The organism is Dyella terrae (assembly GCF_004322705.1).
In the GTDB taxonomy this organism is placed as follows: Bacteria; Pseudomonadota; Gammaproteobacteria; order Xanthomonadales; family Rhodanobacteraceae; genus Dyella_D; species Dyella_D terrae.
Window position 1 is genome coordinate 616,605 of the sequence record NZ_SIZZ01000002.1, and the last position, 15,087, is coordinate 631,691.

Sequence of the window (15,087 nt, forward strand, 5' to 3'; positions counted from 1 at the left end):
TGGGATCCCGTCCCCACGGGTTAACGAGGATCCCATCATGAAGCACGTGTCTCTTGCCGTTCTGGCGGCGGCCTTGTGTCTCTGGACAGGACTGGCCGCGGCCAGTCACACCGATCCGTTCCCCCGCAATGCCACCACGCCATCGCAATTTCCTGCGCTGGCGGCCAAGGTCCGCGCCGACATGCAGCCCGGCGGCCGATACCTGGTCAATGACGCCCAACGCGCGGAAATCGACCAGCGGCTGGATGCCATGCAGAAGCTCCTGGAAGGACACGACAGCGTTGACCAGCTCACCCAGCAACAGCAGCTGGACCTGTTCAACAACCAGGAGCGCGTGAACGCCGTGCTTACGCAACGTGACGGCGACGAGAAGATCTGCTCCGTCCAGACGCAGACCGGCTCGGCCATTGCACAGCGTACGTGCGACACGCGGCGCCAACTGGAGGCCCGCAGCGCCGACGGCGCCAACACCATGCAGGAGGTTCACCGAAGTGAAAGGGCCACTCACGGAGCCGCCGTTTCGGGCGGCTGAGCGTCACGGGTTAACGATGAAGTGAGTACGGGTTAACTACACCGTAACCCGCCCGGCCCTATAAAGACCCCACTGCAATTTGCTCGGCACTTCAACCGCTATGGTCTAGTGACAGCAGATTTCGGTATCGGGGCAGTAGCTTGGGCCCGGGTGAAGCGGCAGCCGTCGCACACCCGGGCCTTTTTCTTTGCCCGCCCCCCGGATTTCGCATTCAGCAGCGCTACCGACTCCCGCTACCGTCATTCGTTAAGCTTGTTAAGCTAAGCGACAAAGCCGGCCGGGCGCCGGCAGCGACATGGAGTGGCATATGCGCGTATTGGTAATCGAAGACAACAGCGATATCGCCACCAATATCGGCGATTACCTCGAAGATCGCGGCCACGTGGTCGATTTCGCCGGTGATGGTGTGACGGGCCTGCATCTGGCCGTCGTGCACGATTTCGATGTCATCGTGCTCGACCTGACCCTGCCGGGCATGGACGGCCTGGACGTCGCCCGCAAGCTGCGTCACGAAGCGCACAAGCAGACGCCGGTGCTCATGCTCACCGCACGCGACTCGCTGGAACACAAGCTCACCGGATTCGAATCCGGTGCCGACGACTACATGACCAAGCCGTTCGCGCTGCAGGAACTGGCGGCGCGCCTGGAAGTGCTGGCGCGTCGTGGTAAGGGTCCGCAGAGTCGCGTGCTCAAGGTGGCTGATCTCACCTACAACCTCGACACGCTCACCGTCACGCGCGATGGCAAGTCGATCCAGCTCAATCCGATCGGCCTGAAGTTGCTGCAGGCGCTGATGGAAGCCAGCCCGTCGGTGGTGACCCGCCAGGATCTGGAGCAGCGCGTGTGGGGTGAGGAGCTGCCCGACAGCGACAGCCTGCGCGTGCATATCCACGGCCTGCGCGCCGCGATCGACAAGCCCTTCGACAAGCCGCTGATCCATACGCGGCACGGTATCGGTTATCGCATGGTGGAGCCGGATGCGGTCCAGGCGTAAGCTCCGTTTCCGCCTGATCGTTTCGTTCGCGCTGTTCGGTTTCGGACTGAGTGCGCTGTTCGCATTCGCGGCGCTCAACATTCGTTCCCGCGTGGAAGACCAGCTGGTCAACTCCAGTCTGATGGATGACGCCAAGTGGGCGAACCAGCAGACGCAGGCCGGTCAGCCGGTCAGTTCGCGCCTGCTTACCGGCAGCGTGCTCAGTGATCGCACCCTGTACAAGGCGCCGCTGACCTGGCAGGGCCTGCAGACCGGTGTCCACGACATCAACGAGGCCGACAAAGACGGCCAGATGCACCACTACAAGCTGGCGGTGTATCGCGAAAACGGCGTCATCAGTTTCATCAAGTACGACGTGTCGCGCGAGGAGCTGGGAAAGCGCCAGTTGCTGCTCAGCGTGATCGGCGCGGTGATCATCTTCGGTTTGATGTCGCTCGTGCTCGGCCTGTGGTTGTCGCGCAAGGTGCTCAAGCCGGTGACGCAGCTGGCGCAGCGCTTGCGTGAGTTCCGCAAGACGGGCAAGGCCGAGCCGCTGGCACCGCATTTCGCCGATGACGAAGTGGGTGAGTTGGCGCTGGCGCTGGATGAATACTCCAATCGTCTTACGGCGATGGTCGAGCGCGACCGCGAATTCAATTCGGACGTCAGCCATGAGTTGCGCACGCCGCTCGCAGTGATCGCGAGCACCACGGAATTGCTGCAGGGCTCGCCCGACCTGACCGACAAGCTGCGCGAACGCCTCAAGCGCATCGAGCGCGCATCGCGCCAGGCGACGGAGCTGATCGAAGCGCTGCTCCTGCTGTCGCGCGCCGAGCGCCGTGGACCCACGCGTGGCGAAACGACGGATGTGGCCAGGGTCGCCAGTGACGTGATCGAAAGCCAGCGCCCGCAAATGCGCGACAAGCCGCTGGGCATCGAGCTGGTGGTGGGTTCGCCGCTTAGCATCAATGCACCGGCATCGGTGCTCTCGGTGGCCCTGACCAACCTGATCGGCAATGCCATCAAGTACACGCTGGAAGGCCTCGTCACCATCCGCGTGGAAAAGGATCGCATCGAAATCATCGACACCGGCCCCGGCATCAAGCCGGAAGACGCCGAGCGCCTGTTCCAGCGCGGCGTGCGCGGTGAAGGGGCCGGCGGCAGCGGCGCGGGCCTCGGCCTGGCGATCGTTCGTCGCCTGTGCGAACTCTATAACTGGGATGTTTCGATGAAGCCGCGCGCCGATGTCAACGGCGCGGTGGCGACCATCACCTTTGGTTGATACGAAAAAGGCCCCGATCATCGGGGCCTTTTTCTTGCAGCAGGGCGGTGCGGTTTACACCGGCTCCAGCCAGCCCCACTGGTCGTTCGTCTTGCCATTGAACAGGCCGAAGAACAGTTCCTGCAGGCGACGCGTGACGCGGCCGGCCTTGCCCGAGCCGACCTGCTTGCCGTCCACCGAGCGAATTGGCGTGATTTCAGCTGCGGTGCCGCACATCAGCAGCTCATCGCACAGGTAGAGGTATTCGCGCGGGATGTCGCGTTCGACGACTTCGATGCCGTCTTCGCGGGCCAGCGTCATCAGCGTGTGGCGGGTGATGCCGGTGAGGATCGAGGCGCTGGCCGGCGTGGTGTGCAGCACGCCGTCGAACACCAGGAACAGGTTCTCGCCCGCGCCTTCGCTGAGCAGGCCCGTGGAAGCCAGCGCGATGCCTTCACCGAAACCCAGACGACGCGCTTCGCGCGCGATCAGTTGGCCGGAGAGGTAATTGCCGCCCGCCTTGGCACCCGCCGGAATGGTGTTCGGCGCAAAACGCTGCCAGCTCGACACGCAGGCGTCGATGCCGTTCTCCAGTGCCTCCGGCCCGAGGTACGGACCCATCGGCCATGCTGCCACGGCAACATCGATCGGCGTCTCGGCCGACAGGCCGAAACCGCCAAGTCCACGGTAAGCCACCGGGCGCAGGTAGGCGGCATTAAGTCCGTTCTTCTTGATGACCTCGCGGCAGGCTGCCGAGATCTCGTCCTGCGTATGCGGCAGTTCCATGTCGTAGATCTTGGCCGACTGGTACAAGCGCTTGATGTGATCCGTCAGGCGGAAAATGGCCGCGCCATCCGGCGTCGCGTAGCTGCGAATACCCTCGAACACCGACGAGCCGTAATGCAGCGCATGGGACATCACATGCGTGGTGGCCTCGCGCCAGGGCTTGATCTGGCCGTTCTGCCAGATCCATTCGGGATACTGCTGCGCCATGTCGGTTCTCCGGAAAAATGAGCAATATGATAGCGCGGGAGAGGGCTACGCGATGCTTTCGCTGCTGTCGAAGGCGCCGTACCGCAGCGCATGGCGGCCGTATGTGAAGGATGTGAAACAGCGGCATGCCGGCAATGGGTGCCTGCGGCCTTCTTACTCGCCGCGTGGTCGCAGCCACAGGCAGCCGGAGCGGCGGACGATCGGGAATCGCGATTCACGCGGATTTCCCGAGCCATCGTCACCGGCCGTTCGAACAACGAGTGCGCGCGCTTCACCTTCCGGGCTGCGTTCCAGTGATGGCGTGCCCGCATTCACCACGCCCGGTGTCGTGCTGAGGTCGTAGATGTCGTCGTGCGCTTTGACGGGCGCAGGCATCGGCGCAGCGCCCTCTTCACTGATATCGAGCAGCGGGCGCTTCATAAGGTCGCCCAGGGCGCGAATGTTGGCGACGACCGACTGGCGGCCTGCGCCATCCCACACCATCAGTCCTGCCAGACGATTCGGATCACGTGCGCCAAAAGCATCGAGCACACTCTGTTTCAGCGCGCCGACGCTCCCTGCGCACAACACGGGTGGCGGTGCGACCACCAGGGTCGGCTCGCGCGTCATGGACACGCCAGGCGGCGGCGCTTTTTCGGGCGTGGCTACGGGCGTTGCGTTCAAGGCCGCGCACGGCTGGTCGGTAAACAAAGGGCGCCCGTCGGCGTCGACGCAGCGGTGCACGCCGTCCTGCGCATGGACACGCAGGACGCACACGATCAGCAGGAGGAAAAAGGCGAGGCGCATCCCGGAGAGGATACGCCGCACTTACCGGCTCAGATGCCGATTCTGTCCAGAATCGAAATGGTCGCCTTGGCCCGGTTCAGCGTGTAGAAGTGCAGGGCAGGGGCACCGCCATCGAGCAGGCGCTGGCAAAGCTGCGCCACCACATCGGCGGCAAGTTCCCGCACGGCGTCGGCGTCATCGCCGTGGGCCTGCATGCGCTTGGCGATCCAGCGCGGGATCTCCGCACCGCACGCATCGGAGAAGCGCTTGAGCTGGCTGAAGTTGGAGATGGGCATGATGCCCGGCACCACCGGGACGTCCACGCCCAGGCGCTGCACGTCATCGACGAAGCGGAAATACGCATCGGCGTTGAAGAAGTACTGCGTGATCGCTCCATTGGCGCCGGCGTCGACCTTGCTCTTGAAGTGGCGCAGATCGGCGAGCGCGTCATCGGCTTGCGGATGGGTCTCCGGATAAGCCGCCACCTCAATGTGGAAATGATCGCCACTGTGCTGGCGGATGAAGGCGACCAGCTCGGCGGCGTAGCGGAAGTCGCCTGGCGTGGCCATGCCCGAGGGCAGGTCGCCGCGCAGGGCCACCACGCGGCGATAACCCGCCGCGCGATAGGCGTCGAGCAGCTCGGCGATTTCGGTGCGGGTGCCGCCCATGCAGGACAGATGGGGGGCCACATCCAGGCCATGCTGGCGGTGCAGGCGGGCCACCGTCTCCCCGGTGTAGCTCAGGGTCGAGCCGCCTGCGCCGAACGTGACCGACACATATTCCGGTCCCCGGGCCTTCAGGCTGCGGGCGGCGCGGTCGAGCTGTTCACGCTGTTCGTCCGTTTTCGGCGGGAAGAATTCGAAGCTGATCTGGGCCATGTCACGTCTCTGTCCGGCAATGGATCAGAGTATATATCTCTTTCTCGCGATGGAGCGATAGAAGGAGCGGTGAACGGTAAACGGGTGAACGGGGTGGGAGCGCTTTTACCTTCTCCCTCCGGAAGAAGATGGTCCGGAGGGTCGGATGAGGGGTGGGTGTTCGCGGCGGAGGAGGTGCCCACGGAGTCCTGGACTCACACCGGAAGTCAGTCGTTCTGACTCCCTTTTCGCAACGTCTTCAACTGCTCCTCGGCATTTGAATTATCCGGATTGAGTGTCAGCGATTTTTCGTAGTTTTGAATCGCCATCTCCCGCTGGCCGGCAGCCATGTATGCCTCGCCCAGGCTGTCATAGGCATTCGCATCCTTGGGGAACTCCGCCACGTTCATGGCGAACACGCGAATGGCGCTGGCCGTGTCTTTGCGCATCAACTGCTGGTAACCGAGCGTATTCAGCGTGCCCGGCCCATGGCGATAGCCCTTGAACCCGGATGCCTTGGCCTGGCGGTAGGCGCCGAGGGCCGCATCGAGATCCTTCACGCCGGCGATCACGAGCACGATATCGCCCAGATCAGGGTCGCGGAATGTGGCGTGCCAGCCGTATCGCTCACCGATCACTCGCATGACAGCCTCGCCGATGCCGCTGAATCCATCGCCGTTACCCATCACGGCCAGGCCCTTGCCGGTGTTCGCATCCATCATCAACGTCGACTGGAAACCGTCGTTGCCGCCGTTGTGCGCGAACGTACCGCGTGTCTGTTCCCAGCGCAGCCCAAAGCCCAGGCCAATGCGATCGCCGTCGCCTTCGCATTGCGGCTTGAGCATTTCCTGCACCATGGCCTGTGGCAGCACGTGATTGGACTTGCCCTGCGCGGAGCGCGCGATCTCGATGGCGAACAGCGCAAGGTCGGAAGGCGTGGTCCACAAGCTGTCAGGTGCCATTTCCGGATAGCGGTGATACTGGCCGGGAAGCGATTTGCCGGCCACGCTCGTGCCGGTGGGTGCGCGTGCGGCATCGGCCGGCGACAGCTCCATGCGAAACGTGCTGTGCTTCATGCCCGCCGGTGTCAGCACGTGTTGCTGCATGAACTCGTCGAAGGGTTGCTTGCTTACGTCTTCCATCAGCGCGCGCGCAATCACGAAGCCGCCGCCCGAGTAGCGACACAGGGTTCCGGGCGTCGCCGTGACGCGAATGGCGGGACTGTTCGATGGCGCTTCGCCATCGAGCATCTGGCGCAACGTCGGCATCGGTTTGCCCGCCTCGTAACCGGCGAAGCCATGCACATTGACGCCGGCGTTGTGGCTGAGCAGACGACGCAACGTGACCTTCTGCGTCTTCGTCAGATCGTTGGCGGGGACTTTCCACTGCACCAGTCGCTCATTGACGTCCTGGTCCAGATCGAGCTTGCCCTGGCTCACCAGCCACAAGGCGCCAGCGGCTGTCACGGGTTTGCTGATCGACGCCGCCTGAAACGGCGTCTCCGTGGTGATCGGCGTGCCGCCTTGTTCGCGAGTCGTGCCGATGCCGCCGGCCCAGGTGATCCGGTAGTCATCGATCACCGCGACGCTGACACCCGGAACGTGCAGCGAAGACATCATCTGCCCGAGCGTGATGCGCAGGGTTTTTCCCTGCGCGGGAACTTCCAGCAAAACGGTGCCCTTGTCGATCGGCGGTTTGGACGTCTGTGCATGGACCAGCGTGGGAAGCGCGAGCAGCGAAGCGAAGAGCGTGAAGGCGAGACGCATGGGGATGCTCCAGGACCGGATCGTCTGATTCTGATGCGCCAGGTCAGGCAAGGGTTGAAGACCAGGGCGCAAAAAAAACGGGCGCCGAAGCGCCCGTTTCCCGAATCGACACCAAGGTCGATCAGTAGCGGTAATGATCCGGCTTGTACGGACCTTCCACCGGCACGCCGATGTAGGCGGCCTGGTCGTCCGTGAGGCGGGTCAGCTTCACGCCGATCTGCTCCAGGTGCAGGCGAGCGACTTCCTCGTCCAGCTTCTTCGGCAGGCGGTACACGGTCTTCTCGTACTTGTCCTTGTTCGCCCACAGGTCGAGCTGGGCCAGCGTCTGGTTGGAGAAGCTGTTGGACATGACGAAGCTCGGGTGGCCGTGGGCGCAGCCAAGGTTCACCAGGCGGCCTTCAGCCAGCATGTAGATGCTGTGGCCGGACTTGGCGAAGGTGTAGCGGTCGACCTGCGGCTTGATGTTCTCGCGCGTCACGCCGTCGGCGGTGTTCAGGCGATCGATCTGGATCTCGTTGTCGAAGTGACCGATGTTGCACACCAGCGCGTTGTTCTTCATCGCCGCCATGTGCTCAAGGGTGATGATGTCCTTGTTGCCGGTGGTGGTGACGTAGATGTCCGCGATGCCGAGCGACTCTTCGACGGTGGTGACCTGGAAGCCTTCCATCGCCGCCTGCAGGGCGTTGATCGGGTCGATTTCCGTCACGATCACGCGGGCGCCAAAGCCCTTGAGCGAGTGCGCGCAACCCTTGCCCACGTCGCCGTAGCCGCAGACCACGGCCACCTTGCCGGCGACCATCAGGTCGGTCGCACGCTTGATGCCGTCGGCCAGCGATTCACGGCAGCCGTAGAGGTTGTCGAACTTGCTCTTGGTAACCGAGTCGTTGACGTTGATGGCCGGGACCAGCAGCTTGCCGGCTTCGGCCAGCTGGTACAGGCGATGCACGCCGGTGGTGGTCTCTTCGGACACGCCCTTCCAGTCGGCCGCGACCTTTTTCCAGAAGCCCGGGCGCTCCTTCAGCACGCGCTTGATCAGGTCCTTGATGACCTGCTCTTCGTGGTTGCCGCTGGCGGTGTTGATCCAGTTGTCGCCGTTTTCGGCTTCCAGGCCCTTGTGGATGAGCAACGTGGCGTCGCCACCGTCGTCCACGATCAGCTGCGGGCCCAGTTCACCCGGGTGGGTGAGCATGTCGAGCGTGCATTCCCAGTATTCCTCCAGCGACTCGCCCTTCCAGGCGAAGACCGGCAGTTCGCCCGCGGCGAGGGCTGCGGCGACGTCGTCCTGGGTCGAGAAGATGTTGCACGAGGCCCAGCGCACCGAGGCGCCCAGCGCGCGCAGGGTTTCGGCCAGCACGGCCGTTTCCTTGGTGACGTGCAGCGAACCCGAAAGGCGCACGCCCTTGAGCGGCTGTTCCTTGGCGTAGCGGGCGCGGATCTGCATCAGGCCCGGCATTTCTTCTTCGGCCATGCGGATACGACGACGGCCGAGGTCGGCCTGCGAGATGTCACGGACCTTGTAGTCCTGGAAGGCCGCGTCTTTGCTGACTGCGTTCATTTGGCTTGCTCCGGATAAGTGTGGCCCTGAAGCCACATCGTTGACCGGGCGCCGTTCCAATGACGATCTGTCGAGCCTGGCCGCCTGACCCGTGGATACAGGTACTTGCGGTCGCAGCGCCCCTCGACAGGGTCGTGAAGTATAGCCAGACGACGCGTTAAAGAGGCGATCAGGCGCACGTCATCCATGACTGATGGCCTAGGTCGCGGCCCTGTACAGCCGCTATGGTCGCAAGCTCTTTCGAGACAGGAACGACTCCGACCATGGACCGACCGCTACGCCGCCTAGCCCTTGCCGCCTTCCTGCTGGCCGCGCTCCCGCTGGCCCATGCCGACAAGGCCGTTACGCCCACCGCTGCCACGGCCACCCAGGGCGGTTACCAGCTGCCGCCGGCACCACTGCAGGCCCTGGTCGACGCGCCGCGTCCGCCGGCAGTGTCGCTCAGCCCGCACCGTGACCTGCTGGCGCTGACGCAGACGCCTGCACTGCCGGGCATCGACCTGGTGGCGCAGCCGGAACTGAAACTCGCCGGCGTGCGCATCAACCCGCGCACGTACGCGCAGAGCCGGTTCTCCTTCGGTAGCGATCTTTGGTTGCTCGATATCGCCAGCGGCAAGGATATTCGTCTGACCGGCCTGCCGCAGCCGCTCTCCATCGCCTCGTCGGTGTGGTCGCCTGACCAGAAATACATCGCCTTCAATCAGGTGAACGCGATGGCGGGCACCAACGAGCTGTGGATCGTGGACGTGGCCGCGCGTTCGGCGCGGCGCCTCACCTCGCAGCCGCTCAATACAGTGTCTGGTCGCGGTTACGCCTGGATGCCGGACAGCCAGCAATTGCTTGTGCAATTGCGTCCGCAGGGGCAGGGCGATGCGCCTGTCGGCAACGGCATCCCCACCGGTCCGAATACGCAGGAAACCAAGGCCGGCGGTGGCGTCAAATCCATCCCCACCTATCAGGACCTGCTGCATAGCGAAGACGACGCGCGCGTGTTCGCGCATTACCTCACCGCGCAGACCGCACTGGTCGACCTGCAGGGCAAGGTCACGCCCGTGGGCGAGCCGACGATGACGCTGGCCGTGCGCCCGTCGCCGGATGGTCAGTACCTGCTGCGCCAGCGCGTGGAGCGTCCGTTCTCCTACGTCGTGCCGGTGGAGAACTTCCCGCGTCGCATCGAAGTCATCGACCTGGCCGGCAAGCTGGTCAAGGAAATGGCCCACCAGCCGCTGATCGAAGGCTTGCCCACGGGTAACGATGCCGTGCGCACAGGCGTGCGACAGATCGACTGGCGCGCCGATGCACCGGCGACGCTGGTGTGGGCCGAAGCGCAGGACGGCGGTGATCCGGCGAAGGCTGCGGACATTCGCGACCTGGTGCTGATGCAGTCAGCCCCGTTCTCGCAACAGCCGACGACACTGGCCAGGCTGTCCAGCCGCTACGCCGGTGCCTACTGGGGCAATGGCGACGTCGCGTTGATCGAAGAGTTCTGGTGGAAGTCGCGCAAGATCAAGGAATGGCGCGTTGCTCCGGATCACCCGGAACAGAGCGCCAAGCTCATGCACGAAGGCACCTCGGAAGATCGCTACAACGATCCGGGCACGCCGGCCACGCGACCTGACGAGCGCGGCCAGTCGCGTCTTATGTTCACTGCCGACGGCACCAGCATCTTCCGTCTGGGCGATGGCGCATCGCCGGAAGGTGATCGTCCTTTCGTCGACAAGGTGAACCTCGCCAGCGGCCAGGCGACGCGCCTGTTCCGCTCCGAGGCGCCGTACTACGAAGAGGCGCAGGCCCTGCTCGATACCGAAGGCGCGCGCCTGCTGACGTCGCGCGAAACGCCGGATGAGCCGACCAACTTCTATGTGCGCACGACTGCGGCCAAGAGCGCGCCGGTGGCACTGACGCACTTCGCCCATCCCACGCCGCAACTGCGTGGCGTGAAGAAGGAGCAGATCCGCTACAAGCGCAAGGACGGCGTCGAGCTCACGGCGACCCTCTACCTGCCGCCGAACTACAACCCGAAGAAAGACGGCCCACGCCCGATGCTCATGTGGGCTTATCCCGCCGAGTTCAAATCGGCCGACTCAGCTGGCCAGGTGACCGGTTCGCCGTACCGCTTCAACCGCATCAGCTACTGGGGCGCGCAGGCGTTTCTGGCGATGGGATACACCGTGCTGGACAACTTCTCCGTGCCGATCGTCGGCGAGGGCAAGAAGGAGCCGAACGACACCTATGTCCCGCAGCTGGTCGCCAGTGCCGAAGCGGCGGTGGACGAAGTGGTGCGTCGTGGCGTGGCTGATCGCAACCGCATCGCGGTGGGCGGCCACTCCTATGGTGCCTTCATGACGGCCAATCTCCTGGCGCACACCCGACTGTTCAAGGCCGGCATCGCGCGTAGCGGTGCTTACAATCGTACGTTGACCCCGTTCGGCTTCCAGGCGGAAGAGCGCAATTACTGGCAGGCCAAGGACGTCTACATGACGATGTCGCCCTTCAACTACGCCGGTGACATCAAGGACGCCCTCCTGATGATTCATGGCGAGCAGGACAACAACTCCGGCACGTTCCCGATCCAGAGCGAGCGCCTGTATGCGGCCATCAAGGGCCTCGGCGGTACAGCTCGCCTGGTGATGCTGCCCAACGAGGCACACGCTTATCGTGCACGCGAATCGATCATGCAGATGCTGGCCGAGTCCAATGCGTGGCTGGAGAAGTACGTGAAGAACGCGCCGGCGGCGCCGAAGGCGCCGGCCGCGACGAAGTAAGCGTCACGGCGGTGATCCGGAAAAAGGGGCGCCTGTCGGGGCCCCTTTTTTTTGCGCTCGCGCACGCCGTTCCAGGTCTTTTCGTTTCGCCTGAAACTAATCATCCTGGCGTTGCCGCAATGCACAAAATCAACGCCCATTGGGTTAGTCTGGCCGTCCAGACATCCAAAACCACGTGGCATTGATGAACCAGCAGCGCAGTCCTGAGTTCTTCCCGCACGACGCTCCTCTCCGCGAAGATGTCCGCCGCCTGGGCACCCTGGTCGGCACCATGCTGGCCGAACAGGTCGCTCCCGCGTTCCTCGATGAAGTCGAGACCATCCGCACCGCCGCCATTGCGCGACGCCATGAAGGTGCGCCGCTGGAACAGCTCGCCACGCTACTGACAGGTTTGAAAACCGCGGAAGCCGAATCACTCGCTCGTGCCTTCGCTACGTATTTCCAGGCGGTCAATATCGCCGAGCGTGTGCATCGCATCCGCCGCCGTCGTGACTACCAGCGCCTGGGCGATGCCCCGCAACCGGAGTCCTTGCTCGATGTCCTCCAGCAGTTGAAGGAGCAGGGCGTGGGCGCGGGCGAGCTGGTCGAGTGGCTCGATCGCCTGCATGTCGAGCCGGTGTTCACCGCGCACCCCACCGAAGCCATGCGCCGTTCGCTGCTGGAGAAAGAGCAGGCCATCGTGCGCGCGCTGATCGACAACTTCGATCCCACGCGCACGCCGCAGGAAAAGAAGGAAGACGACGATCGCATCTTCATGGCGCTGTCGTCGGGCTGGCAGACGGCCGAGGCCTCGCCCGTTCGTCCCAGTGTCCAGGACGAGCATCACCACGTCGGATTCTACCTCGCCAATCCGATCTATCGCATCGTGCCGGCGCTCTACGAATCGCTGACGGAGGCGCTGCAGGAAGTGTATGGCGTCGCCGTGGCACTGCCGCGCCTGCTCAGCTTCGCCACCTGGGTGGGCGGCGACATGGACGGCAATCCGAACGTGGGTGCGGACACCATTGCCCAGAGCCTCGCGACACAGCGTGCGCACGTGCTCGAGCACTACAAGGCTGACATCGCCGGTCTGGCGCGACTGCTCAGTCAGACGGAGAGCCGCGTCGATGTCGATCCGCGACTGGATGCCCGACTCGCCGATTACCGGCGACGTTTTCCCCAGGCCGCTGCACATATCCGCCCGCGCCACGCGGACATGCTGTATCGCGGCTTCCTCACCGTGGTCGAGGCGCGGCTCGATGCCACGCTGGAAGACGACCATCCGGAAGGCTACGCCTCGTTCCGCGAACTGCTGGACGATCTGACCCTGATCCAGGACAGCCTGATCGAACATCGCGGCCTGCATGCAGGCGCCTACGCGGTGCAACGCATGATCACCCGCGTGCGGACGTTCGGGTTTCACCTGGCGCGACTGGATGTGCGTCAGGACTCGCGCGTACACGACGATGCGCTGGCGGCCTTGCTGGGGGATGAGGAATGGGCCGGCCGCGATGTCGAGCATCGCACCCGGACACTGCAACCTTTCGCCGGTGGCAGGACAGCGCTCAAGGGCAGCGACGACGCCAATGCGCAGTCGCTCAAGGGTGTGTTCGAAACACTGCATCGGTCACGTCGCATTTACGGTCGCGAGGCCATCGGCCTTTACATCATCAGCATGGCGCGCACGGCGGCCGACGTGCTGGCGGTGCTGGCGCTCGCACGCTACGGCGGACTGGTGTCCGACGAACACGTGCCGCTGGATATCGCGCCGCTGTTCGAAACGGTGGACGATCTCACCAACGCTCCCGCCACGCTGCGCGCCTTGTTCGCCGATCCGGTGTACCGCGAACACTTGTCCTCGCGCGGCGGTCGCCAGTGGGTGATGCTGGGTTACTCGGACAGTGGCAAGGACGGCGGCACGCTTGCGTCGCGCTGGGGGTTGCAGCGGGCGCAGGTCGAACTGCTGGATGTCGCGAAGGAACACGATGTCCGGCTGTCGTTTTTCCACGGTCGTGGCGGATCGGCCAGTCGCGGTGGTGCGCGTATCGCCCCGGCACTGATGTCGTCGCCGCGCGGTTCGGTGGCCGGTGTGTTGCGTATCACCGAGCAGGGTGAAGTCATCCATCGCAAGTACGGCATCCGCGCGCTGGCCTTGCGCAACCTGGAGCAGACCGTTGGCGCGGTGTTGCGCGCCAGCCTGCGTCCGCGCGACGTCGAGGCGCGCGAGGAAGTGTGGCGCGAGCAGATGTCGGCGCTGGCATCGAGCAGCCGCAAGACCTACCGAGAACTGATCGATCGCGACGGCTTCATCGACTATTTTCGCAGCGCCACGCCGATCGACGTGATCGAGCGGATGAGCCTGGGTTCGCGTCCGTCGCGCCGTCGCAGCATGCGAGGCGTGCAGGATCTGCGCGCGATTCCGTGGGTATTCGCGTGGACACAGTGCCGCTCCATCATCACCGGCTGGTACGGGCTCGGCTCCGCACTGGAAGAGGGTGCGAAGCAATATGGCGACGAGGCCCTGATCGAAATGGCCCGCGACTGGCCCTTCTTCATCAACATGCTCGACGACGTGGAGATGGTGCTGGCGAAGAGCGACCTGGGCATCGCCGAGGCGTTCTCACGACTTGCCGGTGAGCGGCACGACGCGTTCTTTGGCCTCATTAAAGACGAATTCGAGCGCACGACGCATTGGCTCCTGCGTCTGAAAGGCAGCACGGAGCTGCTGGAGCAGTCGCCCCGGCTGGCGGTCTCGATTCGCCTGCGCAACCCCTACGTGGACCCCATGAGCCTGCTGCAGGTCGACCTTCTCAAACGCTGGCGAGACGCCGGTAGCGAAGAAGATGACCTGCTGCGCGCCCTGGTGGCTTGCGTCAATGGCGTCTCGCAGGGTTTGCAGAACACCGGCTGATCCTAAGCGGTTTCTGTGTTGCGCAAGAACTTGCGAAGCCGCTAGGCTGGAGACTTTCCCCGGCCTCCCGACCTCGCATGTCCACTCCCCAGAACGCCCCCAAGCGCCTGAGTCCCTTGGCGATCCTCATTTTCGGCTCGCGCTGGCTGCAGCTGCCGCTTTATCTCGGCCTGATCTTCGCCCAGTGCGTCTACGTGTTCCTGTTCGGCAAGGAACTGTGGCACCTGATCCATGAAGCACCGAAGCTCGGCGAGCAGGAAATCATGCTCATCGTGCTCGGCCTGATCGATGTGGTGATGATCTCCAACCTGCTGGTCATGGTGATCGTGGGCGGCTATGAAACCTTCGTCTCGCGCCTGCGCCTGGAGAATCATCCGGATCAGCCGGAATGGCTGTCGCACGTGAATGCCTCGGTGCTCAAGGTGAAGCTGGCGATGGCGATCATCGGCATCTCCTCGATCCACCTGCTCAAGACGTTTATCGCGGCGGGTGCGCTGGACGGCCTGCCGTTCTGCTCGGCGGAAACGCTGGCCCTCATTGCCGAGAATGGTGGTGCGGCGTCCGGTTATAAGTGCACGGCGCTGACGCCGACCGGCGTTATGTGGCAGACCATCATCCATCTGGTCTTCATCGTGTCCGCCATCGGCATTGCCTGGACCGACAAGCTGATGAACGGACACGCGCCGAAGCATCACTGACGATGAAGACGGCTCCCGGGCGATGCACGGGA

11 protein-coding genes and 1 riboswitch are annotated in these 15,087 nt (G+C 64.0%); of the genes, 6 read left to right on the forward strand and 5 right to left on the reverse strand.

What is annotated here, in order from left to right; translation table 11 throughout:
• Positions 1-37 precede the first annotated feature (37 nt).
• From EYV96_RS13615 to EYV96_RS13625, 3 genes are all read left to right on the forward strand, one after another.
• Positions 38-532 carry a hypothetical protein gene (locus EYV96_RS13615; RefSeq protein ID WP_131152078.1) on the forward strand — a complete coding sequence of 165 codons (495 nt, stop codon included), beginning with the start codon at positions 38-40 and terminating at the stop codon, positions 530-532.
• A gap of 307 nt (positions 533-839) precedes the next feature.
• Positions 840-1,526 carry a response regulator transcription factor gene (locus EYV96_RS13620; RefSeq protein WP_131152079.1) on the forward strand — a complete coding sequence of 229 codons (687 nt, stop codon included), beginning with the start codon at positions 840-842 and terminating at the stop codon, positions 1,524-1,526.
• Positions 1,510-2,787 carry a sensor histidine kinase gene (locus EYV96_RS13625; protein ID WP_131152080.1) on the forward strand — a complete coding sequence of 426 codons (1,278 nt, stop codon included), beginning with the start codon at positions 1,510-1,512 and terminating at the stop codon, positions 2,785-2,787. The genes EYV96_RS13620 and EYV96_RS13625 overlap by 17 nt, the downstream gene beginning before the upstream one ends.
• A 54-nt stretch (positions 2,788-2,841) precedes the next feature.
• Here the strand turns inward: EYV96_RS13625 and EYV96_RS13630 are convergent, their stop codons facing one another.
• The 5 genes from EYV96_RS13630 to ahcY form a co-directional block, all read right to left on the reverse strand.
• Entirely contained in the window at positions 2,842-3,759 is a 918-nt protein-coding gene (locus tag EYV96_RS13630) for a branched-chain amino acid transaminase (protein ID WP_131152081.1), read from the reverse strand.
• A gap of 153 nt (positions 3,760-3,912) precedes the next feature.
• A complete protein-coding gene (locus tag EYV96_RS13635) occupies positions 3,913-4,545 on the reverse strand; it encodes a DUF4124 domain-containing protein (RefSeq protein WP_131152082.1) in 633 nt (210 codons plus the stop codon).
• A 29-nt stretch (positions 4,546-4,574) separates the two neighbouring features.
• Entirely contained in the window at positions 4,575-5,402 is an 828-nt protein-coding gene (metF, locus tag EYV96_RS13640) for a methylenetetrahydrofolate reductase [NAD(P)H] (RefSeq protein WP_131152083.1), read from the reverse strand.
• Between the two features lie 206 nt (positions 5,403-5,608).
• The gene (locus EYV96_RS13645) at positions 5,609-7,147 is read right to left on the reverse strand and encodes a serine hydrolase domain-containing protein (RefSeq protein WP_131152084.1); all 1,539 of its coding nucleotides are present in this window, start codon (positions 7,145-7,147) and stop codon (positions 5,609-5,611) included.
• A gap of 121 nt (positions 7,148-7,268) precedes the next feature.
• Positions 7,269-8,702: an adenosylhomocysteinase gene (gene ahcY / locus EYV96_RS13650; protein WP_131152085.1), complete on the reverse strand. Its 1,434-nt coding sequence runs from the start codon at positions 8,700-8,702 to the stop codon at positions 7,269-7,271.
• Between the two features lie 39 nt (positions 8,703-8,741).
• Positions 8,742-8,833, reverse strand: a riboswitch (S-adenosyl-L-homocysteine riboswitch).
• A gap of 132 nt (positions 8,834-8,965) precedes the next feature.
• Here ahcY and EYV96_RS13655 point away from each other — a divergent pair.
• From EYV96_RS13655 to EYV96_RS13665, 3 genes are all read left to right on the forward strand, one after another.
• On the forward strand, positions 8,966-11,467 hold the full coding sequence (locus EYV96_RS13655; protein ID WP_131152086.1) for a S9 family peptidase: 2,502 nt from the start codon (positions 8,966-8,968) through the stop codon (positions 11,465-11,467).
• 184 nt (positions 11,468-11,651) lie between these two features.
• Complete coding sequence (gene ppc / locus EYV96_RS13660; protein ID WP_131152087.1) at positions 11,652-14,357, forward strand: phosphoenolpyruvate carboxylase; 2,706 nt, start codon at positions 11,652-11,654, stop codon at positions 14,355-14,357.
• Positions 14,358-14,434: 77 nt separating this feature from the next.
• On the forward strand, positions 14,435-15,055 hold the full coding sequence (locus tag EYV96_RS13665; protein ID WP_131152088.1) for a TIGR00645 family protein: 621 nt from the start codon (positions 14,435-14,437) through the stop codon (positions 15,053-15,055).
• The last annotated feature ends 32 nt before the right edge of the window (positions 15,056-15,087 follow it).